The sequence below is a fragment of the Pseudomonas sp. PDM30 genome, assembly GCF_019218985.1.
GTDB lineage: Bacteria > Pseudomonadota > Gammaproteobacteria > Pseudomonadales > Pseudomonadaceae > Aquipseudomonas > Aquipseudomonas jessenii.
Map to the genome: position 1 here is coordinate 65,982 of NZ_JAHUWM010000010.1, position 22,103 is coordinate 88,084.

Annotated in this window: 21 protein-coding genes; 18 read left to right on the forward strand and 3 right to left on the reverse strand. The window is 51.0% G+C overall.

Annotated elements, in window-relative coordinates:
* The first annotated feature begins 89 nt into the window (after nt 1-89).
* Entirely contained in the window at nt 90-983 is an 894-nt protein-coding gene (locus tag KW840_RS22090; protein WP_095153003.1) for a dihydrodipicolinate synthase family protein, read from the forward strand.
* A 151-nt stretch (nt 984-1,134) separates the two neighbouring features.
* A complete protein-coding gene (locus tag KW840_RS22095) occupies nt 1,135-1,773 on the forward strand; it encodes an FMN-binding negative transcriptional regulator (RefSeq protein WP_090454472.1) in 639 nt (212 codons plus the stop codon).
* A 358-nt stretch (nt 1,774-2,131) separates the two neighbouring features.
* Here KW840_RS22095 and KW840_RS22100 read toward each other — a convergent pair whose 3' ends face one another.
* Complete coding sequence (locus KW840_RS22100; RefSeq protein ID WP_024777140.1) at nt 2,132-2,614, reverse strand: DinB family protein; 483 nt, start codon at nt 2,612-2,614, stop codon at nt 2,132-2,134.
* Nucleotides 2,615-2,996: 382 nt separating this feature from the next.
* On the opposite strand from KW840_RS22100, the gene KW840_RS22105 reads away from it, so the two are divergent.
* The 15 genes from KW840_RS22105 (at nt 2,997) to KW840_RS22175 (ending at nt 18,805) form a co-directional block, all read left to right on the forward strand.
* On the forward strand, nt 2,997-4,400 hold the full coding sequence (locus KW840_RS22105; protein WP_218497837.1) for a pyridoxal-phosphate dependent enzyme: 1,404 nt from the start codon (nt 2,997-2,999) through the stop codon (nt 4,398-4,400).
* 14 nt (nt 4,401-4,414) lie between these two features.
* The gene (locus KW840_RS22110; protein WP_218497838.1) at nt 4,415-4,852 is read left to right on the forward strand and encodes an Lrp/AsnC family transcriptional regulator; all 438 of its coding nucleotides are present in this window, start codon (nt 4,415-4,417) and stop codon (nt 4,850-4,852) included.
* A 131-nt stretch (nt 4,853-4,983) separates the two neighbouring features.
* Nucleotides 4,984-6,033, forward strand: a complete 1,050-nt coding sequence (locus KW840_RS22115) for a homoserine dehydrogenase (protein WP_123722605.1) — start codon at nt 4,984-4,986, stop codon at nt 6,031-6,033.
* A 2-nt stretch (nt 6,034-6,035) separates the two neighbouring features.
* Nucleotides 6,036-7,454, forward strand: a complete 1,419-nt coding sequence (locus KW840_RS22120; protein WP_218497839.1) for an aldehyde dehydrogenase family protein — start codon at nt 6,036-6,038, stop codon at nt 7,452-7,454.
* Nucleotides 7,455-7,553: 99 nt separating this feature from the next.
* Nucleotides 7,554-9,092: an amino acid permease gene (locus tag KW840_RS22125; protein ID WP_218497840.1), complete on the forward strand. Its 1,539-nt coding sequence runs from the start codon at nt 7,554-7,556 to the stop codon at nt 9,090-9,092.
* A gap of 34 nt (nt 9,093-9,126) precedes the next feature.
* The gene (locus KW840_RS22130; protein ID WP_024777145.1) at nt 9,127-10,329 is read left to right on the forward strand and encodes a PLP-dependent aspartate aminotransferase family protein; all 1,203 of its coding nucleotides are present in this window, start codon (nt 9,127-9,129) and stop codon (nt 10,327-10,329) included.
* Nucleotides 10,330-10,538: 209 nt separating this feature from the next.
* Nucleotides 10,539-10,856, forward strand: a complete 318-nt coding sequence (locus KW840_RS22135) for a multidrug efflux SMR transporter (protein WP_218497841.1) — start codon at nt 10,539-10,541, stop codon at nt 10,854-10,856.
* Between the two features lie 444 nt (nt 10,857-11,300).
* A complete protein-coding gene (locus KW840_RS22140; RefSeq protein ID WP_218497842.1) occupies nt 11,301-12,083 on the forward strand; it encodes a transporter substrate-binding domain-containing protein in 783 nt (260 codons plus the stop codon).
* Between the two features lie 57 nt (nt 12,084-12,140).
* Nucleotides 12,141-12,869: an ABC transporter permease gene (locus KW840_RS22145; RefSeq protein WP_218497843.1), complete on the forward strand. Its 729-nt coding sequence runs from the start codon at nt 12,141-12,143 to the stop codon at nt 12,867-12,869.
* Nucleotides 12,866-13,576, forward strand: a complete 711-nt coding sequence (locus KW840_RS22150) for an ABC transporter permease (protein WP_218497844.1) — start codon at nt 12,866-12,868, stop codon at nt 13,574-13,576. The genes KW840_RS22145 and KW840_RS22150 overlap by 4 nt, the downstream gene beginning before the upstream one ends.
* 103 nt (nt 13,577-13,679) lie before the next feature.
* Complete coding sequence (locus KW840_RS22155; protein WP_024777150.1) at nt 13,680-14,441, forward strand: ABC transporter ATP-binding protein; 762 nt, start codon at nt 13,680-13,682, stop codon at nt 14,439-14,441.
* A gap of 12 nt (nt 14,442-14,453) precedes the next feature.
* Nucleotides 14,454-14,951, forward strand: coding sequence for an Lrp/AsnC family transcriptional regulator (locus KW840_RS22160; protein WP_218497845.1), 498 nt, complete (start codon nt 14,454-14,456; stop codon nt 14,949-14,951).
* Between the two features lie 115 nt (nt 14,952-15,066).
* Nucleotides 15,067-16,956 carry a methyl-accepting chemotaxis protein gene (locus tag KW840_RS22165; protein ID WP_218497846.1) on the forward strand — a complete coding sequence of 630 codons (1,890 nt, stop codon included), beginning with the start codon at nt 15,067-15,069 and terminating at the stop codon, nt 16,954-16,956.
* A gap of 413 nt (nt 16,957-17,369) precedes the next feature.
* The gene (locus tag KW840_RS29050) at nt 17,370-17,513 is read left to right on the forward strand and encodes a hypothetical protein (RefSeq protein WP_371318483.1); all 144 of its coding nucleotides are present in this window, start codon (nt 17,370-17,372) and stop codon (nt 17,511-17,513) included.
* 113 nt (nt 17,514-17,626) lie between these two features.
* Nucleotides 17,627-18,805, forward strand: a complete 1,179-nt coding sequence (locus KW840_RS22175; protein ID WP_218497848.1) for a M20 aminoacylase family protein — start codon at nt 17,627-17,629, stop codon at nt 18,803-18,805.
* A gap of 224 nt (nt 18,806-19,029) precedes the next feature.
* Here the strand turns inward: KW840_RS22175 and KW840_RS22180 are convergent, their stop codons facing one another.
* Complete coding sequence (locus KW840_RS22180; protein ID WP_218497849.1) at nt 19,030-19,923, reverse strand: LysR family transcriptional regulator; 894 nt, start codon at nt 19,921-19,923, stop codon at nt 19,030-19,032.
* Between the two features lie 110 nt (nt 19,924-20,033).
* On the opposite strand from KW840_RS22180, the gene KW840_RS22185 reads away from it, so the two are divergent.
* Entirely contained in the window at nt 20,034-20,456 is a 423-nt protein-coding gene (locus tag KW840_RS22185) for a DoxX family protein (protein ID WP_024777155.1), read from the forward strand.
* A 168-nt stretch (nt 20,457-20,624) separates the two neighbouring features.
* Here KW840_RS22185 and alr read toward each other — a convergent pair whose 3' ends face one another.
* Nucleotides 20,625-21,854, reverse strand: coding sequence for an alanine racemase (gene alr, locus KW840_RS22190; RefSeq protein WP_218497850.1), 1,230 nt, complete (start codon nt 21,852-21,854; stop codon nt 20,625-20,627).
* Nucleotides 21,855-22,103 lie beyond the last annotated feature (249 nt).

The window sequence follows — 22,103 nt, forward strand, 5'->3', positions numbered from 1 at the left end:
ATGGTGTCGATTATTGAGCGATGTATGCTTCGGAGTCCGTCCGTCCTGTGGTGATCTAATTGCAGAATCGCACAATGGAGTCCTGAACTATGTTTACCGGTCTTAGTGCATTTCCTTTGACGCCAATGAATGAGCAGGGTGTGGATGAAGGAGCATTTGCTCGCCTTGTGGAGCAACTGGTGGCTGCAAAAGTGGATTCTATCGGTGCGCTCGGATCTACAGGAAGCTATGCGTACCTTTCTCGGATTGAACGCTCACGAGTTACGCAGTTGGCAGTAGAGGCAGCCGGGAATGTTCCCGTCATGGTAAGTATTGGGTCGCTGCGGACGCGTGATGTGCTGTTGCTGGCAGAGGATGCGCAGAAGGTGGGAGTCAAGGCATTGTTGCTGCCACCCGTTTCCTATCAGAAGCTAACAGCTGAAGATGTTTTTTCCCTGTACGAAACGGTCACCGCCAATATCTCCGTCCCGCTATGCGTCTATGACAACCCCGGCACCACCCATTTCGAATTTACTGATGAGCTTCACGGGCGCATTGCCCACCTGCCGAATGTGCACTCGATCAAGATCCCTGGCGTTCCTGAAGCACCAGATCAGGCCAAGGCACGAGTCGATCGCCTTCGGGCACTGATTCCGGAGCACGTAACGATCGGGGTAAGCGGGGATGTATTTGCTGCTACTGGATTGAACGCAGGCTGTCAGGTCTGGTACTCCGTCATTGGGGGCTTGTTCCCGAAAACAGCCCTGGCAATCACGCGTGCTGCGTTGTCGGGTAACGCCAAAGAAGCGACTCGCCTTTCCGAATCTTTGAAGCCTCTATGGGCCCTCTTTACACAATTTGGGGGAAGCTTGCGCGTTGTTGCAACGGCGGCCGAGCTTCGTGGATTCACCCACTCTCCGAGCTTGCCATTGCCACTCAGAACCATCAGTGGAGCAGGGCGTCAGCAAATTGCTGCGGTGATCGACGAGCTCGAACTGAGCTGAGCAGTAAGTGCTGCGAATGCATCCGAAACGCCAAGCTGCATCTTTACAATGATACAGCTCAGCAGGCGCGGTAGGGCCGATGTTTAGTCGGCTTTGACCGGCGCAGTGGCCCTAATGTTGAGCGAGCAGATCAGTTATAGGAGCAAAGTAAATGTACATCCCCCCTCAGTTTGAAGAGTCTCGTGTTGGCGTTTTGCAAGAAGTCATTATGCGAAATCCGCTTGGGTCACTTGTCACTTGTTCGGGTGATGGGATTGACGCCAATCACCTACCTTTTGAACTTGTACTCCGCAGCGGAGCGCTTGGGGTGCTGCAGGCGCATGTGGCGCGGAATAACCCCCTATGGCATGAAGTCGCCCAGGGCAGTGAGGTGTTGGTGATATTTCGAGCTCAAGATGCGTATATATCGCCGCAATGGTATCCGAGCAAACAGGATTTCCATCAGCAAGTCCCCACTTGGAACTACCGGGTCGTGCACGCATTTGGTCGTGTGACGTTTCACGATGATGCACAGTACGTGCGTCGTGTCGTAGCAAAGCTGACCAAGTCTCATGAAGCAACTCAGCCCACACCTTGGAAAATGACCGATAGTCCCAAGGAGTACATAGATGCCATGCTGAAAAAAATTGTAGGGGTCGAGATCGAAATCACGAGGCTGGTGGGGAAATTCAAGCTCGGTCAGGATGAGGAAGCCCGTGATATCCGAGGTGCTGGCGATGCTTTGGTCTCGCGTAATGAGCGAGGAATTGGATTAGCCATGCTTGAGTGCGCTGATAATAAAGACATTTAGCATCTTCCTTCCCACTTACAAAAAGGCGCCTACTGAAATAAAGGAGCATTTCTATTCGTGACACGCTCCTCATAAAAATCGTAGGCACTTATGAATTTTCTTTGCAGTGAGGACGCCTCAGCAGAAGGTGGCTTGCTGAGGCATTTTTTTGAGATCGCTGCTTCGGGCCGGCAGGCCGGCTTACTCAGTTTGAATCACACCGAAGCCTCGTTCGACATTTGAGCGGAATTGTCTCAGGTTCCTTTTATGCATCCAGCGCTCGTCATATTGGGGGCAACTGGTGCTTGATCGGGTATGCAGAACATCGAAAGATTTCCTATTACGTATCATCGCCATACATGGGCCGGCCCATCAGTGCCTAGAGCTTCAAAAACGTTGTGAAATGGTCCTTGTGATCCAGCAGGAGCTCACGAGGCAAGATAGTCGCCACACTTCCTCGATGCTGCAATCCGTGTGATAGCACGTGTGCAAGAACCTGCTCTTTCGTCATGTTGCCTGGTTTTCCATCCTTGAAAATAAACGCAACCGGATCAGACAGTTCGATTGCAGTGATCGACTGGGTGTAGTTCACAAACCATTGATTCGCTGAAGAAAAGCACTCTTCCAGTCGACCTAGGTCTTGTTTCTGTTCGGTCAGGATGGAGTCAAATTCATCCGGTTTTCCCTGCAGTCTGGCAATGAACAGTTGGTCAACAATATTGATATGGGCTAGCCAGTAGAGTGCTTCCTCCATTTCGGTTGGAAATTTTTTTGCCGCGGGGGCTTTCAAGCACTTGAACAGTTCCTCCTCAGACCATGCCTTGTATTTGTAAAGCGAATGAAGAAGGTTCGTGGCACTCATGGCGTTCTCCTGGATTTCTAATTTTCTGGCTGCCCTGGACCTTCTGATGGGAATGCGGATAGGGCTCCTTCCCGCAGGGGGGATAGCCGTGCACGGTCGGATAGATGGGATAGTCACTATATTGACTTTTTTAGTCAATAGTTGGTAGCTTGAACGGCAAGCGACGAAAGTGGCCGTGTGGTAGCTGAGTGATGGGTGATTGGCCTGGCGCGGGTGATGTGCGACCCCTCACCATCTGCGTTTGCAGATGACGATGATCTCGCTCAACGCTTCAGAAGAAGGCCTCACATTTCACAGGAAAGGCTCACTGCAGCACTGAATTTCAGCAGGGCGCCGCCTTACGGGTGGAAGGCTCAGAAAAGGCGAGAGGGTGTCTCAAATCATGAAGTACGTCAGCACACGGACGCCTGGTAAAGAATTCGAGTTCAGCGAGGTCCTCATGGGGGCGTACGCACCGGATGGTGGGCTTTTCGTTCCTAGCAAGGTTCCTCGCTTCAAAAGCGATGATCTCCTGAAGCTTGAATGGCTACCATTTCACGAACTGGCACGTCATGTGATCGAGCCGTTCCTAGGTGACTATATCCCTCAAAATGAACTGTCTCGAATTCTTGAGGAGACATTTGACCGTTTTAAAAGTAACGCCGTTGCGCCGCTCTATCAGACGGCTACCAATGAGTGGGTATTAGAACTATTCCATGGTCCGGCAGGGGTCTATCAAGACTTCGGTCTCCAATTGATGTCTCGTCTGGTTGAATACTCTTTACTAAAGTCCGGAAAGAAAGCGCTTGTCGTTGGCTGCACTGGTGGAGACACCGGTGTCGCGGCCATCAAAGCCTTCAATGGCATGGAAGGTGTGACTGTGATTGTTCTGCATCCTTCCAGAGGAATAACAGATGAACATCGGCGTCGCTTATTAGGCGCTGCCGAAGAAAATGTTGTAAATATCTTGGTTGAGGGTGATTACGCCGATTGTCATCAGCTGTGCGAAAAATTTCACAGAGGCATTAACGAAACAGGTCAACAATTAATATCTTTCAATTCGGTGAGTTGGGTGAGGGTGCTGGCGCATCTGTCCTTCTACTTCTACTCGTCGCTTCAATTAGGTGCGCCTAAAAGAGAGGTGGCGTTCAGTGTGCCTACCGGAAATTTTGGTGCTCTCTATGCAGGCTATATTGCAAGGGAAATGGGGTTGCCCATCAGGCAGCTAATTGTAGCAACGAATACCAATGCGGGTTTGCATGACTTTCTTCAGTCTAACCTCTATAGGCGTAATGAGATTCGTATTACCAACACGCCTTGCATGAATGTGTCGTTAGCCTCTAATTTCGAGCGGCTGCAATGGAGCATTCTCAATAGGTGCAGTGATAAAGTGGCTAGAAATATGGAGCTACTAGAGACGGATGGCCAAATTCAACTGGAACAGGATGAGTGGTTAGAGGCGCGAAAGCTATTTGATTCTTTGGCGGTAGAGGATGCAGAGGCATTTTCCTGTATTCATGAAGTCTTTGTTAAAAGTGGTTACTTGATCAGTCCTAATACCGCGATTGGATTACGAGCTGCGCGAATTAACAGGCGTAGCTTACTGACACCAATGATCTGCTTGGCCACGACGCATCCTTCAAGCTCTGCCTCAGTTCTGGCTGAAGCCGATGTTCAATCTCCAATGAGTGTGGTGAGTGCTCACCCCTTCTCTAATGACGAATGCATTTCAATTTCCAATGATGTTGGCATCCTTACGGAACTCATCAAGACGATATCCCAAGACACGAAGTCTCGCTCGCTATAATCCTGGAGTTAGAGATGAAGCGCGTTTTAGATAAGACGGATGAAAAAATACTGGAAGAGCTTACTCGTAATGCTCGACTTGCGCATAACGACATTGCCATGAAAGTTAATTTGTCTAGGAATGCTGTCAGGCTCAGGATTGAACGGTTGGAGCGGGACGGATATATCAGGGGTTATACCATAATCAAAGGTGGGCCACCTTCCGAGGTTGCGCCAATTAATGCCCTTATTTTTGTGTATCGAAAAGACCGAATGCGTGGTGCTGAAGTAGTGCGTTCAATTGTCTCAATGCCTGAGGTCGTGTCCTGCAATGTAATGAGTGGTGACCTGGATATCGTAGTGACAGTTGAAGCGGCAAGTTCGGATTGTATTCATCGGGTCTGGAGCGACATATCCACGTTGCCAGGAGTTCTGAATACGGTTACGTCTTTTGTATTGTCTTGCACGAAGTAGGTTGCTAGGAAATCAAAACGCTCTCTCCTGCGAGCATTTTGCTCGCAACAATGATCGGTTTGCCATATTCGTATGAGCACTGCTGCAGTTTAGTATTTCAGTACCGAAAACATAACAATGAGGCCCATGTCGTGACTGAATATAAAATTGCTTTGCTTGGTTTTGGTGGTGTAAACCGTGCGTTGACGCAGCTCATTGCAGATAAGAACGAGCACTGGGCTAATGAATTTGGTTTTAAGCTAAAAATTGTTGGTGTCAGTGATCTTTACTTTGGCTCCATCATCAACAAGAACGGGTTGGATGCCCACGAATTGGCCGCAGTTCCTGCTGTAAAAGGGGGGTTTAGAACATTGCCAGCGGGCAGTGCTGAGCCTGCAAATGAGACGGTTATCCGTTTCTCGGGGGCCGATCTTATCGCCGAGGCGACGTTCACCAACCCTGTAGACGGAGAGCCAGCTACGACTTTCTGTCGCTGGGCTCTGGAAAAAGGTATCAGTGTGGTCACCACCAACAAAGGGCCGGTGGCGTTGCACGCTGAAAGCCTGAAAGCATTGGCCAGAAGCACCGGTGCCCAATTCGAGTTTGAAGGCTCGGTAATGAGCGGCACCCCCGTCATTCGTCTGGCTAAAGAGTCGCTGGCCGGCTCGGAAATCAGCGGGTTTAAGGGCATCTTGAATGGTACGTCCAATTTCGTACTTTCTAGCATGGAAGAAGGTCTCGACTTCTCTGATGCAGTCGCCAAGGCTCAGGAACTCGGTTACGCAGAAGCTGACCCCACTGCAGACGTGGAAGGGCATGATGTTCGTCTTAAAGTAGTCATTTTGGCGAATGAGCTTCTGGGGGCGAAGTTGACTCCGAGCGATGTCCTTTGCAAAGGCATCTCGGGGATCACGTCAAAAGATATCGCCGAAGCAACGAAAGCCAATGCCCGGTGGAAACTAATTGGCAGCGCGGAAAAAATGAGCAATGGCTCCATCACTGCATCTGTTAGTCCTCAATTGTTGCCTCAGGGGGACGCACTGGCCGGTGTGAGTGGTGCAACGAATGCAATTACATTTAATACAAATGTTCTGGGCCCGGTAACGGTTGTCGGAGCGGGTGCAGGTCGGTTTGAAACAGCATTCGCCTTACTCTCGGATATCGTCAGCATTCACAAGAACAAAACTAAGATAGGTAAGTGATCATGAATAGCTTGAGTCTTTCGCTCGCTGTTGATTATAAAACCATAACAGTTTTGAGTCCGTATGATGGCGCTGCAGTTGGAGAGGTGACGGACATACCCGCTTCATTTGCCACTGCGATCATTGATACGGCGAAGCTTGGTGCGCTGATTGCCAAAGAACTTCCAAGGCACGAACGTGCTCGCATACTGGAAAAAACCGCTGCTTTGGTTGAGAGCGACAAGGAGGCGTTTGCCAGTCTGATTGTTGCCGAGTCGGGAAAAACGATCAAGCAGGCGAGAAAGGAGGTTTTACGCTGCGTCAATACGCTGAAACTGTCCGCTGAGGAGGCCAAGCGTAATGCTGGCGAAGTGATTCCGTTTGACTCCTATGTAGGATCTGAGTCCCGTCAGGGATGGTTTACTCGGGAGCCTTTGGGGGTAATTGTTGCAATTACCCCATACAACGACCCACTCAACTTGGTCGCTCACAAGTTGGGGCCTGCGATCGCTGGCGGTAATGCTGTTGTACTCAAACCCTCTGAGCTCTCTCCGTTATCTGCCATTAAGCTGGTGGCTTGCCTGAACGCTGCGGGTCTCCCTCCTGCGGTCGTGTCCATTGCAACTGGGGGGGCTGCGCTGGGCAAGGCACTGGTCGCTCATCGAGCGGTACGTATGGTTTCCTTCACGGGCGGTTTTGTTACCGGTGAGCAGATCTCTCGCAATGCAGGCCTTAAAAAACTGGCGATGGATTTGGGGGGCAATGCCCCGGTTATCGTCATGGGCGATTGTGATCTGAATGAAGCCGTTGAGTCCTGTGTATCAGGCGCTTTTTGGGCGGCCGGGCAAAATTGTATCGGTACCCAACGAATTCTTGTTGAAGAGACAATATATGAGGAGTTCAAAAAGAAATTCGTTGTGAAGACAAGTGCTTTAGTCGTGGGAAATCCTGCTGACGAAAGCACGGATGTTGGGCCAATGATTACTGAAGCTGCTGCAAAACGCACTGAAGAAGTAGTTATCGAGGCAATGGATAAAGGGGCTAACCTGTTATTTGGTAATATACGCCAAGGCTCGCTTTACTCTCCGACGGTCCTGGAGAATGTTAGCCAAAGCTGTAAAGTTTGGTGTGAGGAAGTATTTAGTCCGGTTGTCATTCTTCAACGCGTGGCCTCGCTTGATGAGGCGCTGACACTGGCTAATGAACCAGAATACAGTTTGCATGCGGGTATTTTCACCAGCAATTTGAATGTCGCCATGAAAGCAGCTAAACGACTCGAAGCCGGCGGCGTCATGATTAATGACTCATCTGACTATCGTTTTGATGCAATGCCATTTGGTGGTTCAAAATACGGCAGCATGGGGCGTGAAGGTGTGCGTTTCGCGTATGAAGATATGACGCAACCAAAAGTGATCTGCTTAAACGGTGTTGGCGGAAGTTGATTAAAGGATCGATGTGAATCCCTAGGATTAAATCGGGTCCTCGGCAAGGCTCTTCTGGTCGGTAGAGCCTTGCCCAATACAACAATAAAAGGTAACAAAATGAGTGTGAATGATCTTAATCCCACACGCGTGCCATCGTCTGGTGTAACTCGAAAGAGAGACTTCAGCGCAGAAGATGCGGGCTATCAAAAGGTGCTCAAGCCTCGCCAGGTTCAGATGATTGCCATAGGGGGGGCAATCGGAAGTGGTCTATTCATGGGCGCAGGCGCACGACTCGCCGAAGCCGGACCCTCGCTTGTGTTTGTCTATGCAATCTGTGGCTTTTTTGCGTGGTTCATCATTCGGGCTATGGGCGAACTGGTGATGTATCGCCCATCCTCGGGCTCGTTCGTCTCCTATGCTCGAGAGTTCTACGGTGAGAAATGGGCTTTTGCCGTGGGATGGATGTACTGGACTGACTGGGTAATGGTTGCCATTGCAGATCTCACAGCGACAGCGCTCTACCTGAATTTCTTCAAAGCCTATGTCCCTTTCATGGGCGACATCCCTCAATGGTCCTTGGCACTGGGAGCATTGGGTTTTGTTACTGCGATTAACCTTGTCTCGGTAAAAATTTTTGGTGAACTCGAATTCTGGTTTGCCCTGATCAAGGTGGCTGCATTAACGACCTTCCTTGGGATCGGCATTTACATGGTGCTGTTCGGCACTCCGCTGCCAGGCCATGAGGTCGGATTCAAACTGATTTCTGACAATGGCGGTTGGTTCCCATCAGGCCTCTTGCCCGCCGTAATCATGATCCAGGGGGTGATATTTGCGTATGGCAGTGTGGAGTTGGTTGGTACTGCAGCTGGCGAAGCCCAAGACGTCGCTACAGTCATGCCGAAAGCCATTCGGGCAGTTGTTTTCCGCATTATTGTTTTTTACGTTGGTTCTGTATTGCTGTTGGCAATGCTGCTCCCCCACACAGCGTACTCGGCGGGGGTAAGCCCGTTTGTGACTTTCTTCGGCTCGCTGGGGATCAAGGGTGCAGACGCGATTATGAACATGGTCTTGATTACCGCGGCCGTGTCTTCTCTGAACGCTGGCATTTACTCCACTGGCCGGGTGCTTCGCTCGCTGGCAATCAACGGATCAGCCCCTAGCTTCCTGGCCAAGATGAACCGTCAAGGTGTTCCGTTCGCTGGCATCATGCTGACGACCGTTGCTTCACTAATTGGTGTCGTACTTAACGCCATTGTTCCGGGGGAAGCCTTTGAAATCGCGCTGACACTCACTGCCGTTATGTTGATCGGTTCGTGGTCAACAATCGTCCTGTGTCAGATCAAGCTCTTCAAATACTCCCAGCAAGGTGATCTGGAGCGTCCGGGGTTTCGAATGCCGTTTGCGCCTTACAGTGGTTACGCGACTTTGGGGTTCTTCGGTTTGGTTCTGGTTCTTATCGCATTCGATTATCCCGTAGGTACGTACTCGATTGCTTCGCTGCCGTTTTATGCCACCGCCCTTGTTGTTGGTTGGTACATGGTTCGTGGCCGTGTTCGTGCAATTGAGAGTGGTGAATTAGTCTTTGACGAAAATCAAGAATTGGTCCGAGCAGATCAGACCAACCGTCCTTCTTTCACTCACCTTCAGAATCAATGACACCCAACAAAAAATAACTTTGGAGGAAATAGACATGCGTCCTGACAAAAAGAATCTGTCCACACTTTCGGCGGCTACACTCGCAGTTCATGGTGGTAACGTAACCGACACCACTACTGGTGCTGTTCGCACTCCGCTGGTAATGGCTAACTCTTATCTCTTGCCTGAAGATCCGGCCACGATGGACTGGTCTAGCCCAGACGGCCTTGTGTACACGCGGAACCAGGGGCATAACCAGGTATGCCTTGAAAAGAAACTTGCTGCACTCGAAGGCTGCGAGGCTGCGGTTGTATTTGCTACCGGCGTAGCCGCTTTGCATTCAGTGTTTTTCTCTTTCTTGAAAAGCGGTGACCACGTCATTGTCAGTGATATTACGTATCAGGCTGTATGGCGTCTTTTCGCGGAGCTTTTGCCTGAGCGTTATGGCATTGAAGCCACATTTGTCGACGTAGGTGACCTAGAGGCTGTTCGCCAAGCGATCCGCCCTAATACCAAACTGATCCATACCGAGACGATTGCTAATCCAACCACTAAGGTTGCAGATATCGCTGCGCTGGCTGAAATTGCCCATGCACACGGGGCACTGATTTCCGTCGATGCTACTTTCACTCCACCTCCGTTTTTCCGTGCCAGTCAGCACGGGGTCGACCTGGTCGTCCACTCTCTGACGAAGTATATCAATGGCCATGGTGATGCCATGGGCGGGGTGGTTATCGGTTCCACTCAGATGATTACCAAGATCAAGAATGACGCTCTTGTTGACCTCGGCGCGACCATCTCTCCATTTAACGCCTGGATGATAATGCGCGGTTCAGTCACGCTGCCTCTGCGACTGAAACAACTTCTAAATACGGCTGAAAAATTGGCTGAGTTTCTCAATTCGGATGATCGTATAGCCTATATCTACTATCCGGGGCTTCCGTCCCACCCGCAGCATGAACTAGCCCGTCGGCAATTTGCAGGCAAGGGATATGGGGCGATGATGGCTTTTGCAGTAAAGGGCGATCCGGATACTCAGAATCGGTTCGTTTCGAATCTGCGCATCATCACTTCTGCAGTATCCCTCGGGCACGATGAGTCCCTCATCGTTCATGTGGGTGCGGAAGGCCGAGGCGGCTTTGACAAGTACCCTGAAGAGTTCCGTACCTACGGTCACCTTCGGTTTTCGGTGGGGCTCGAAGATCCGGACGATTTGATCAAAGATATTTCCCTGGCCTTGGACGAGACATTCAAATGATCTGAACGCAAAAAAATTGGTGGCACCTTTAGCGTTGGATGTACGGCATTGCTCAAAATATGGTCTGGTCGGTAACCCTCCTTTGCCCCCGTACCAGCGGGGGCTTTTTTAAGAGCCCGATCCATTGTTTTTATTTTCAGGGGCGCGGCCCCAATACTTGTAGGTTGTATTCGTCTTGGTCGTGACGGATCTTTCAATGGAGGCTTATCATGGCTTGGATATGTTTAATATTTGCAGGGGTACTTGAAGTTGTTTGGGCTTTCTCCATGAAGCAATCTGAAGGTATGACCAAGCTTGGGCCGTCTGTTGTTACCTTGGTCATGCTAATGGCAAGTTTTGCGCTCCTATCATTTTCCATGAGAAGTCTACCGCTTGGTACTGCTTATACAATTTGGACTGGCATTGGTGCTGTTGGCGCGTTTGCAGTGGGTATCATCTTTCTAGGGGAACCTGCCAGCCTTATGCGAGTTGTCGCAGCTGTCTTAATTGTCAGCGGTCTTCTAATGATGAAGCTGGCTTCAGCTTGATTTTTTCTGTTTCGGTTAGAAAATAAATGATAAGAGTTGGAGTGACGCCTCAGCATTTCCTGAGGGGGTTCATGCGCTGATTTTTTGTTTACCTTTGCAAAGCAGGTTTTCAGTCAAGCAGATTGCTCTCTGTTACGAGCGGTTTGCTCATAACATTGATCTGTTTGCCATATTTGGATGAGCGAGCCATCGGCGTACTATCAGTGTCCAGTACCAGGACATGAGGTCTTGATTATGAGTGAATATAAAATTGCTTAGGAGGTGTATAGCTAAATTTCTATTGCCGTTGATTGCGTAACGCTTGCCACAGCTCTTAAATGGGTGTGCAGTAATGCAACTATTGCGGGGGTTTATATCCGAAATGTAGTTGCCGAAAGAAGAATCGTTAAAGTCGTCAAATCGTTCACTGCCCTTAATCAAACTACAACATCTAGGGATTCTCATATGATTTCGCTTCGAAAGCTCTTCGTGTTAGCACTTTTCCCACTTTGCGCAAATGTCGCTCTGGCCAAGGAGTACAAAGAACTGCGTTTTGGCGTTGATGCTTCTTACGCACCATTCGAATCTAAAGCCGCAGATGGTAGTCTTACGGGGTTTGATATCGATCTGGGTAATGCAATCTGTGCCAAATTGAAGGTCAAATGTACGTGGGTCGAGAGCGATTTCGACGGCACGATTCCTGGCCTGAAGGCCAACAAATTCGATGGCATTCTCTCTTCCATGACGGTGACCCCAGCCCGCGAGAAAGTCATTGACTTCTCAAATGAGCTGTTCTCCGGCGCAACCTCTTATGTGTTCAAGAAAAACTCTGGTCTGAGCGAAGAGGTTACTTCCCTTAAGGGCAAGACCGTAGGCTATTTGCAAGGAAGTATCCAGGAAGCCTATGCCAAAGCGGTTCTGGATAAGGCTGGTGTCAAAACTCAGGCCTATCAGAACCAGGATCAGGTTTACTACGACCTGGTTTCCGGTCGCCTCGATGCGGCGATCCAGGACATGCTGCAAGCTCAGCTGGGTTTTTTGAATTCCCCCCAAGGCACTGGTTATGAAGTCAGCAAGCCCGTTGACAGCGAGTTACTGCCAGCCAAAACAGCTATTGGTATCTCTAAAGGTAACAAAGACCTCAAGGCCTTTTTGGATAAGGGCATCCAAGCGTTACACGATGACGGTACCTATGACTTAATCCAGAAAAAACACTTCGGTGATCTGAATCTCTATAGCGGCAAGTAAGGCCCGGGTGCCCGTCCTTGGGGCGGGCGCTTTATTATCGCGATAGGTTCCTGAATTATGTTCGAAATACTGTTGCAGGCCCTCGGGCTCTCCATATACAGCATGAAAGGGTTCGGTCCTCTGTTGCTGGAGGGCGCCTGGATGACCGTCAAGTTGTCAATACTCTCGCTGCTGTTGAGCGTGCTGCTTGGTCTTATCGGGGCCAGTGCCAAACTTTCCAGTGTCAAACTCCTGCGAATCCCAGCACAGCTCTACACTACCCTGATTCGCGGGGTGCCGGACCTAGTGCTGATGCTACTGATCTTTTACAGCCTGCAAACCTGGTTGACCGGGATCACGCAGGCACTGGATTGGGAATACATAGAGATCAATCCGTTTGTTGCCGGGATCATCACGCTGGGGTTTATCTACGGGGCCTATTTCACTGAGACTTTTCGCGGGGCGATGCTAGCCGTGCCCCGTGGACAGGTGGAAGCGGCCACCGCCTATGGCTTAAGTCGCACTCAGCGCTTTCGCTTTGTGGTCTTCCCGCAAATGATGCGTTTTGCTTTACCGGGTATTGGTAATAACTGGATGGTCATCCTCAAAGCCACTGCACTGGTGTCGATCATAGGCCTTGCTGACTTGGTAAAGGCAGCCCAGGACGCTGGTAAAAGCACCTATCAATTGTTCTATTTTCTGGTCTTGGCAGCGCTTATTTATTTGGTGATTACCAGTACTTCAAACTATGTCTTGCGTTGGTTGGAACGGCGTTATGCGGCAGGTTCCCGGGAGGCTGTACGATGATCGAACTCTTGCAGGATTACTGGAAGCCTTTTCTCTATAGCGACGGCCACCAGATCACGGGGCTAGCCATGACTTTGTGGTTGCTCAGTGCCTCAATCTTCATCGGATTTTTGGTGTCGGTCCCGTTATCCATTGCCCGGGTTTCATCCAAGTGTTACCTACGCTGGCCCGTACAGTTCTACACCTACCTGTTTCGGGGAACGCCGCTCTATATCCAGTTGCTGATTTGCTACACCGGGATCTACAGCCTGGCTGCAGTTCGTGCACAACCGGTGCTCGATGCATTTTTTCGCGACGCGATGAACTGCACCATCCTTGCGTTTGCGCTGAACACCTGCGCTTACACCACGGAGATTTTCGCCGGAGCAATTCGCAACATGGCCCATGGCGAAGTCGAAGCTGCGAAGGCCTATGGCCTGACAGGTTGGAAGCTCTATGCCTACGTGATCATGCCATCGGCGCTACGTCGCTCGTTGCCGTACTACAGCAACGAAGTAATTCTGATGCTGCATTCGACCACCGTGGCCTTCACTGCAACCGTCCCGGACATTCTGAAAGTTGCTCGCGACGCCAACTCGGCGACCTTTCTGACCTTTCATTCGTTCGGTATTACTGCGCTGATTTACTTGGTGGTTACCTTCGCGCTTGTCGGACTATTCCGCATCGCCGAGCGCCGTTGGTTGGCTTTCCTTGGTCCGGCTCATTAGGGCTTGGTACTCCATATGGCCGCTCATTAGGCCTCGGGCTTTGTCGCCGGCTGTCACAGCTGCACAGCGACGCCACATTTTCCCTTAGAGGATGATTGCGCACATGTACAAATTGACTGTTGAAGAACTGCACAAGAGTTACGGTAACCACGAAGTACTCAAGGGCGTATCTCTGAAAGCCAAAACTGGTGATGTGATCAGTTTGATCGGCGCCAGTGGGTCAGGCAAAAGTACCTTCCTGCGCTGCATCAACTTTCTCGAAACACCCAATGACGGAGCCATGAGCCTGGACGGCAAGCAGATTCGCATGGTCAAAAACCATCATGGCATGCAGGTGGCCGATGCCGCTGAGTTGCAAAGGCTGCGCACCCGTCTAGCCATGGTCTTCCAGCACTTCAATCTGTGGGGCCACATGACCGTTCTGGAAAACATCACGATGGCCCCGCGCCGGGTGCTGGGTGTCAGCAAAAAAGATGCCGAAGATCGTGCCCGACGTTATCTGGACAAGGTGGGGCTGCCAGCGCGCGTTGCGGAGCAGTTTCCAGCATTTCTCTCTGGCGGTCAGCAACAGCGAGTGGCGATTGCACGAGCATTAGCGATGGAGCCGGAAGTTCTGCTGTTCGACGAACCGACGTCGGCGCTGGATCCTGAACTGGTGGGCGAAGTACTAAAGGTGATTCAGGGCCTGGCCGAAGAAGGCCGGACCATGATCATGGTGACCCACGAAATGAGCTTTGCCCGCAAGGTGTCGAGCCAGTTACTGTTTCTGCATCAAGGCCGAGTCGAGGAGCAGGGTGGGGCAGAGATTCTGGATAACCCGCGCAGCGAGCGCCTTCAACAATTTCTGTCTAATGGACTGAAGTGAATAGAGTTAACAATGAAAAGGAAGGAAAAAAATCCCGATTTTTCACGAACATTGGGGCGTATTGATGAGGCTATCATTGACGTATTACGCCATGACGGGCGCATCACGTACCAGAAACTAGCAACACTTGTGCACCTGACCGCAAGCCCTTGCCAGGAACGCGTACGCAAGTTGGAGAGGCTAGGGGTGATTCGCGGTTATGGTGCGTTCATCGATGTGCAAAAGGTCTCACCGGGATTGTCACTACAGGTATTGGTCGCTATATCGAGCCAGAATCGGCGCACTGCACAAAAAGCCTTCGAAGCATGTGTAGATAGCTGTTCTCAGGTCTTGGAATGCCATCTTATCAGTGGTCCGTTCGACTACAGCCTGCGTATGCACTGTACAGATATGAAGCACTATCGTGCGCTTACGGAAGTTTGGTTGGAGAATGAGGACCTGTGTATCGAAAAACTGGTTGCCTACCCTGAATTGGCTGTTGTTAAACATTCGTCCACACACCACGACTAGCGGTGTAGTGTAAAAGATACGGGCTACGCATGAGATGAACTGGCGCAGGTCTTAATGGCCTGCGGTTGGAGTTAAATAATAAAAACAGAAATTTTTAATCTCGGGTAAATTTCCAATGACTGTCCACTTAAGGTTCAGCCACAAAGTTCTGCTCGCCGCATCGCTCGTAGTCATTGCAGCATTCTCATTATTCACACTGTACAACGATTATTTTCAGCGTGACGCTATACATACAAACCTCGAAAGCCACCTTGAGGGGATGAGCAAAATTGCTGCAAGCAATGTCCAAGCTTGGCTGTCTGGACGTGTTTTGCTGATAGACACCGTCGCTCAGACTGTTGCCAGCGACAATACGCCGGACAGTGTGGTGCGCCTGCTGGAACAGAAGACGCTGCTTTCAACATTTAACTTCACCTATCTTGGGGGTATCGACGGCAGCTTTGCGATGCGACCAAAAGACGAATTGCCCGCCGATTATGACCCGCGTACCCGGCCTTGGTACAAGGATGCGATGGCAGCTGGTGGTACGACTTTGACTGAGCCGTACCTGGATGCATCCACTGGCCAGTTGATGATGACCATCGCTACTCCGGTTCACCATGGAAACCAACCTCTCGGTGTGGTCGGTGGTGACCTGACTTTGGATACCCTGGCGAAAATTGTCAGTTCGCTCGATCTGGGCGGCATCGGTTATGCCTTCCTGGTCAGTGCCGACGGCAAGATACTTGCTCACCCGGATAAAGACTTGGTGATGAAAAATCTTATCGATATCTATCCGCAAGACACACCCGCTATCAGCACCCATTTCAGTGAGACTGAGCAGGCGGGTGTTCCTTATATTCTGATGTTCTCGCCGATCAAGGGGCTGCCCTCGGTCAACTGGTATATCGGTTTGTCCATCGACAAGAAAAAAGCCTACCAGGCGTTAGGCGATTTCCGTGCTTCAGCTATTTTCGCCACTCTGATTGCCGTGCTAATCACGTTGCTTCTACTGGGCATGCTAATCCGCGTACTGATGCAACCTCTGAGGTTAATGGGCAAAGCCATGCGCGATATAGCCCAGGGGGAGGGGGACCTGACCCGACGTTTGGCCGTGCATTCTCAAGATGAGTTTGGAGAATTGGCCAGCGACTTCAACCTTTTCGTGGAGCGAATCCAACATTCAATACGCGAAGTCTCATCAGCGACCGAACAAGTCAACGAAGTGGCAAAGCGAGTGATGTTTGCCTCCAGCTCATCCATAGCAAATTCCGACGAACAGGCCAATCGCACCAACAGCATTGCAGCAGCGATCAACGAGCTGGGTGCAGCCGCTCAGGAAATCGCGTGTAATGCCGGTGATGCCTCACTTCAGGCGTCAGATGCACGCCTTCAGGCTGAGGGTGGCCGGCAAGTGGTAGCTCAGACGATCAACGCCATGAACGAGTTGTCAGGAAAAATTCGTGCATCCTGCAGCAACATAGAGACGCTTAATGGTAAGACGGTGAGCATTGGTCGGATCCTTGAAGTGATCAAGGGCATTTCCGAACAGACCAACCTACTAGCGCTCAACGCCGCTATCGAGGCTGCGCGGGCGGGCGAGGCAGGTCGCGGTTTCGCTGTGGTGGCGGATGAAGTACGCAGTCTTGCCTACCGCACTCAGATATCGGCACAAGAAATTCATACGATGATTGAGGAGCTTCAGGTCGGCGCTCGTGAGGCGGTTTGCACCATGAGCGAAAGCGAGCGCTATAGCCATGAAGGTGTGGTTATCGCCAACCAGGCTGGCGAGCGACTAGGGAGCGTTACTCAGCGTATTGGCGAAATTGATGGCATAAATCAGTCTGTAGCCACTGCTACTGAAGAGCAGACCGCTGTAATCGACTCGTTGAATATGGACATCACCGAGATCAAATCCCTCAACCAAGAAGGCGTGGAGAATCTCCAGGCCACCTTGCTCGCCTGTGATGACCTTGAGCAACAAGCCAGCCGACTCAAACATCTGGTGGATAGCTTCCGTACTTAAGTTGAATACATCGAACGCTGTTGATTATTAATAGTTTTTCCTGCTCAGTGGGAACCCCGAGTTCTTGATACTGAGGGCCCATTGAGCAAACTGAATCGCATCGCGTTTCGGATGTATCTCCTTGCCTTAAACGAGGCCAACTCAAAAAGCTATGAGCAAATCGAACTACTTCGAGGCATTAAAATTCAATCACTCGATCAACAATATCCGACCTTTACGTGACCCGGGTTAACGATGGAACGAACTACACATAATGCTGCCTTTCTCAATCGGGTGATTCACCTACAAGCATCGTTCCTCGCAGGCCTGGGCGGAAACGAAAAGCCTATCTCACGTTTTTGTCGGAGCTAAGTGTTCATGCGCGTGAATTTCTGCGTAATAGACTTCAGTGTCAACCAAGTGATATCGAGGACTTGCTACAAGAAACATTCTTGGCCGTGTATAGCAGGCGCGAAACGTACCTCCCAGATCAACCAGCGACGGCTCAGGTATTTGCCATTGTGCGCTACAAACTCGCTCGAGGTGGGCGCGTCATGATGCGTTTCACGACTCGCTAGACAATACAGCTGCCTGCCAGTGATTGAGCAGAGTTTGCAGCACTTAACGTTGATGAGCTTTATATCCTCGCACTTTGCAGGCGAGCCTCCCTTACATGAAACAGGTGAAGTCCATGACCGTTCGACCCATGCTGCCGGGTATCCGTGCCATTGAAGCTGAAATGATTGAGTTGCGCCGTCAGCTTCATGCTTATCCGGAGCTCAGCCTTAAGGAGTTCAAAACCTCAGATCTGGTTGCTGCCAAGCTCGAGTCGTGGGGGTTTGAGGTGCATCGTGGTTTTGGGGGGACTGGTGTTGTAGGGCGTTTTCAGCAAGGTTGTGGAAGTAAGGTCATTGGTATTCGGGCAGATATGGATGCACTGCCGATTCAGGAGCAGACCGGATTGCCTTATGCGAGCCAGCATCCAGGCGCCATGCATGCCTGTGGTCATGACGGCCATACTGCAATGCTGCTGGCTGCCGCGCAGCACCTAGCCAACAGCCGGCAGTTCGACGGTACGCTGGTGGTCATCTTTCAGCCCGCCGAAGAAAGCGATGGGGGCGCGCAGAAAATGCTGGATGATGGTCTCCTGGAGCGATTTCCCTGTAATGCGTTGTTCGGTATGCACAACATGCCTGGGTTGCCAGTAGGGAAGTTGGGTTTTCGGGCCGGACCGTTCATGGCCTCCACCGATACGGTTGAAATTCGAATTGATGGTACGGGCGGGCATGGCGGAATGCCACATAAAGCCATTGACCCCATACTTACTGGAGGGGCAATTGTCATGGCACTGCAGAGTATTGTGTCGCGCAATACGGATCCTCTGGAGACGGCGGTGATCACTGTGGGCTCCTTTCATTCTGGTGAGGCGCCCAATGTCATTCCGGGGCATGCAGTACTCCAACTATGTGTGCGCGCCTTGAAGCCTAACGTTCGTGCCGACCTTCTCAAGCGGATTGTCCAGGTTGCCCAAGCTCAAGCGCTTAGCTTCGGTGCCAGTGTCAGTGTGGAGGTTGATAGGGAAGAATCATTGCCACCCTTGATCAATGATCCTCAGCTTACTGCGTTTGCCCGACAGGTCGCTGTTGATTGGTTGGGTGAAGAGGGGGTGATTCAAGACATGGCACCTATTGCTGCCAGTGAAGATTTTGCAGTGATGCTTGAGCATTGTCCTGGCAGCTATCTCTTTATCGGTAATGGTGATGGGGAAGGGGGGTGCATGGTGCATAACCCTGGGTACGACTTCAACGATGACTGCCTGGGGACGGGGGCTAGTTACTGGGTTCGGTTAGTTGAACAATTTCTGGTTTGAGCTGGTTGAGATCAGGTGCAGTACTTACCCGATCCAGTAGCATTTGTGAGTGAGAGACAGGAGCAGCACAGTCACCAGCGCAATGATCGCGGCACTGGTGAAAACCAGGGATTGCCTCCCCGGCAAGCCCCCCATGAATAAAGAAAGTAACTGTCCGGAAAAAATCGCAATTGAACGGTACGCAAGGTTACGTTCCATCTGAAATACGTCACTCTGCTCAACGGTCATGTGGTTGTCGGTCCAGGCCAGGAACGTTGAAGTGCTTCATTCAAAAAGCGGGTGAAGGCTTGCACCCGAGCGGTATGTCTCAGGTCCTGATGGGTGAGGACCCACAGTCCCGTTTTGAGGGCGTTGAGTCCTACGAACGGGACCCGCTCTAGCCCGGGGGTTGAATCGCCCAAATAGCAGGGAAGTGCGGCTATTCCCAAGCCCCCCAGCGCTGCTTGCCTAAGGGTGACCAAAGAGTCGGCCTTGAAAACAATGGACGTTGCAGGAACGCTGGCACGCAGCCATTTTGCAATATCCATTTGACCAAGTGCGAGATCCGGGGCAAGCCATCGATTGAAGTGCGCTGGATCAACGCTCCCATGACGCTGAGAAAATCCCCTGGCAGCGTAAACGGCAAACCCGACATCGGCGATACGCCTACCGATCAATGCGTCGGGAGGACTGTCACTGGTTCGTATTGCTACATCTGCATGCCGTTGGGCCAGATCGCTGATGAAATTGCCGGTGGTGACTTCAAGTGATATCTCGGGATGGAGTTCACTGAATCCTCCAAGTGCCTCCGGTAAAATGGATGCCATTAAAGTATCGCAGGTGGTAATGCGGAGTATGCCCTCCAATCGCAGATCCTTGCCTTCGAGTTTGCGGGACAGTTCGCTGACGGCGATATTCATGATTTGTGCTGTCTGCAGTAATTCTTCTCCGGCGTCAGTCATTGTGTAGCCGGTCGAGAGGCGATCAAATAGTCGAAATGCATGAAGTTTTTCGAAGGCATTGATACGCCTCAGCACGGTGGTGTGATTAAGATGAAGTGCGCGTCCGGCGGCGGCAAAAGACTTGTGTTCGGCAACGGCAAGTATCAGGCGCAGATCGTCCCAGTCCCAAGTGTGCATATATGCAGTCCGTAATAGCTAAATTGCAGATTGTAGGGTTGCTGATTACTCGCAACAATATATTCGGAAGGCAGCGCAACGTGCGCTGTCAGTGTTATTTTGGAAGTTGTATGGACGATTTTAAAGGTATATCCTATGGTGTTTTATTGCTTCGCCTGACAGCTGGTATTGCGTTGCTTGCGCACTCTCTGTATTTAAAGGTTTTCGTTTTTACAATGTCAGGTACTTCAAGTTTTTTTGAGTCGATTGGCTTGCCGGGTGTGTTGGCGTGGCTGGTTCTCGGAGTTGAGGTCACCACGGGTGCAATGCTGGTGCTGGGCTTTAAAACTCGCTATGCGGCCTTGGCGGCCATTCCTGTTTTATTGGGTGCCACCTGGGCGCACTCGGGTAATGGCTGGCTGTTCAGCAGTACCGGCGGGGGCTGGGAGTACCCGGCATTCTGGACGGCGGTGCTGATTGCTATCGCGCTGTGTGGCGATGGTGCTTATGCCCTAACGCCGCAGCGTGCATCGGATAAAAATGCCGCCAGCTGAAAGACGGAACAGACGTCCTGAAAAAACCATGACCGCTGCCCAGGCCGAAGCTCCGTTGCCAACTGAACTCTGGTGCGGTTTTTGGCCAACTGGCGGATCAGTGCAACTGCGCAATGAAAAGCCACCCTGATGAGGTGGCTTTTCATCACATGCTATGGGCCTCTTGCTTTAGTCGACCAGTATTCGAATGTTTGAGGTGCCCCACATGGTGTAAACATCGGCGAGCAGTGCACCGTTATTGATGTCTTCCAATTCAGCTTGTGTAATCTCGGCATCGCCTTGTTTGCCATAGAGCGTTACGGTATCGCCGGGCTTGACGTTTTTTATGTCGGTCACATCTACCATAACTGTGTTCATCGAGATTTTTCCGACCGTGGGCACTTTCACGCCATTGATAACGACAAAAGACTTGTTGGTAAACACTCGGCGGTAGCCATCTGAGTAACCTACTGGGATGTTGGCGAGCCTGGAGTCTCGAGTCAGTGTGAGCGTGCGGTCATAACCCACTGTGTTTCCGGCAGGATAGGTGTTGACCGCAGCAACCTTGCTTTTAAGTGACATGACGCGTTTCAGCTCGGCGCGGCCGATCAAATCGCCGTAAAGTGCTCCGCCCACGCGCACCATGTCCAAGTGGGTTGCCGGGACGTCAAGCGTTGCGAACGAGTTGGCACAATGAACGGTAATTTCGTCACGGTTCAAGTGTGCTGTCTTGATGATCCAGTCCTGCTCCGACATGAACTTGTCATAGGCCTCCATGACGAAGGCCTTATCCTCGACGGCGAAGTGCGTCATGATCCCGGTGACCTTCAGTCCCTTCATTGAGGTGATTTCCAGCACGTCTTTTTTGCCCTGCTCGGTGGCAAGCTCCAAGCCATTCCTACTCATGGCGCCCGCATTGGTAACGAGATGAATTTTGATGGGCTTGCCATTGTGTTCTGCCAGCGTGCTGATGGCTTGGGCTACCTGTGCATTGCCGATAAGCTCTTCAATGTCATAAGGCAATGCGCTGACGATTTCTCCCTCCGTGGCTTGCCGAACGCGAATTATTTTTCCTGTGTAGCCCTCTTTTCTGGCAATTCGCGCTTCTTCATTACTCGCAATGCCGATGCAATTAATGCCCGCTTCCATGATCGTCGGAATCAATAATGCGATGCCGTGGCCATAAGCATCTGCTTTCATCACGGCGCACAAGCTACTGCCTTTCGATAATCTGCTTTTTACGAATTCTATATTTTGCTTGAAAGCAGATTTACTGATCTCTAACCAGGCGTTTGTTTGGGATATTGTTGCATTTACGTCCTGCTTGAAGTTGTACTCCTGTAGCAGCGGTGCAGCGACAGCCTGAGTGCCAAGTGCAATGAAACCTACTGCGGCAAAGTGAGAAAATGTTGTTTTCATTATTTCATCCTTTGAATGCTTTTTTGCAGGGGAAGTTGGTTTCGTGTTATTCGCTCAATGCTACACCTTCAATGCACAGGTGCCAGTTGGCAAATGGCTTGTTGCATTGAGCGTTTTGCTTGTTGTAGCAAGCTAACTGCTCGTGCGGGTTGTTCTGAAGTTAGTGTCTTTGCTGTTCTTCCAGGTGGGCGGGTGGTGTGGGAGCAGTTCGTGAGAGGGGAGGTAAGTGATGACTCTTTTCACTTGTCG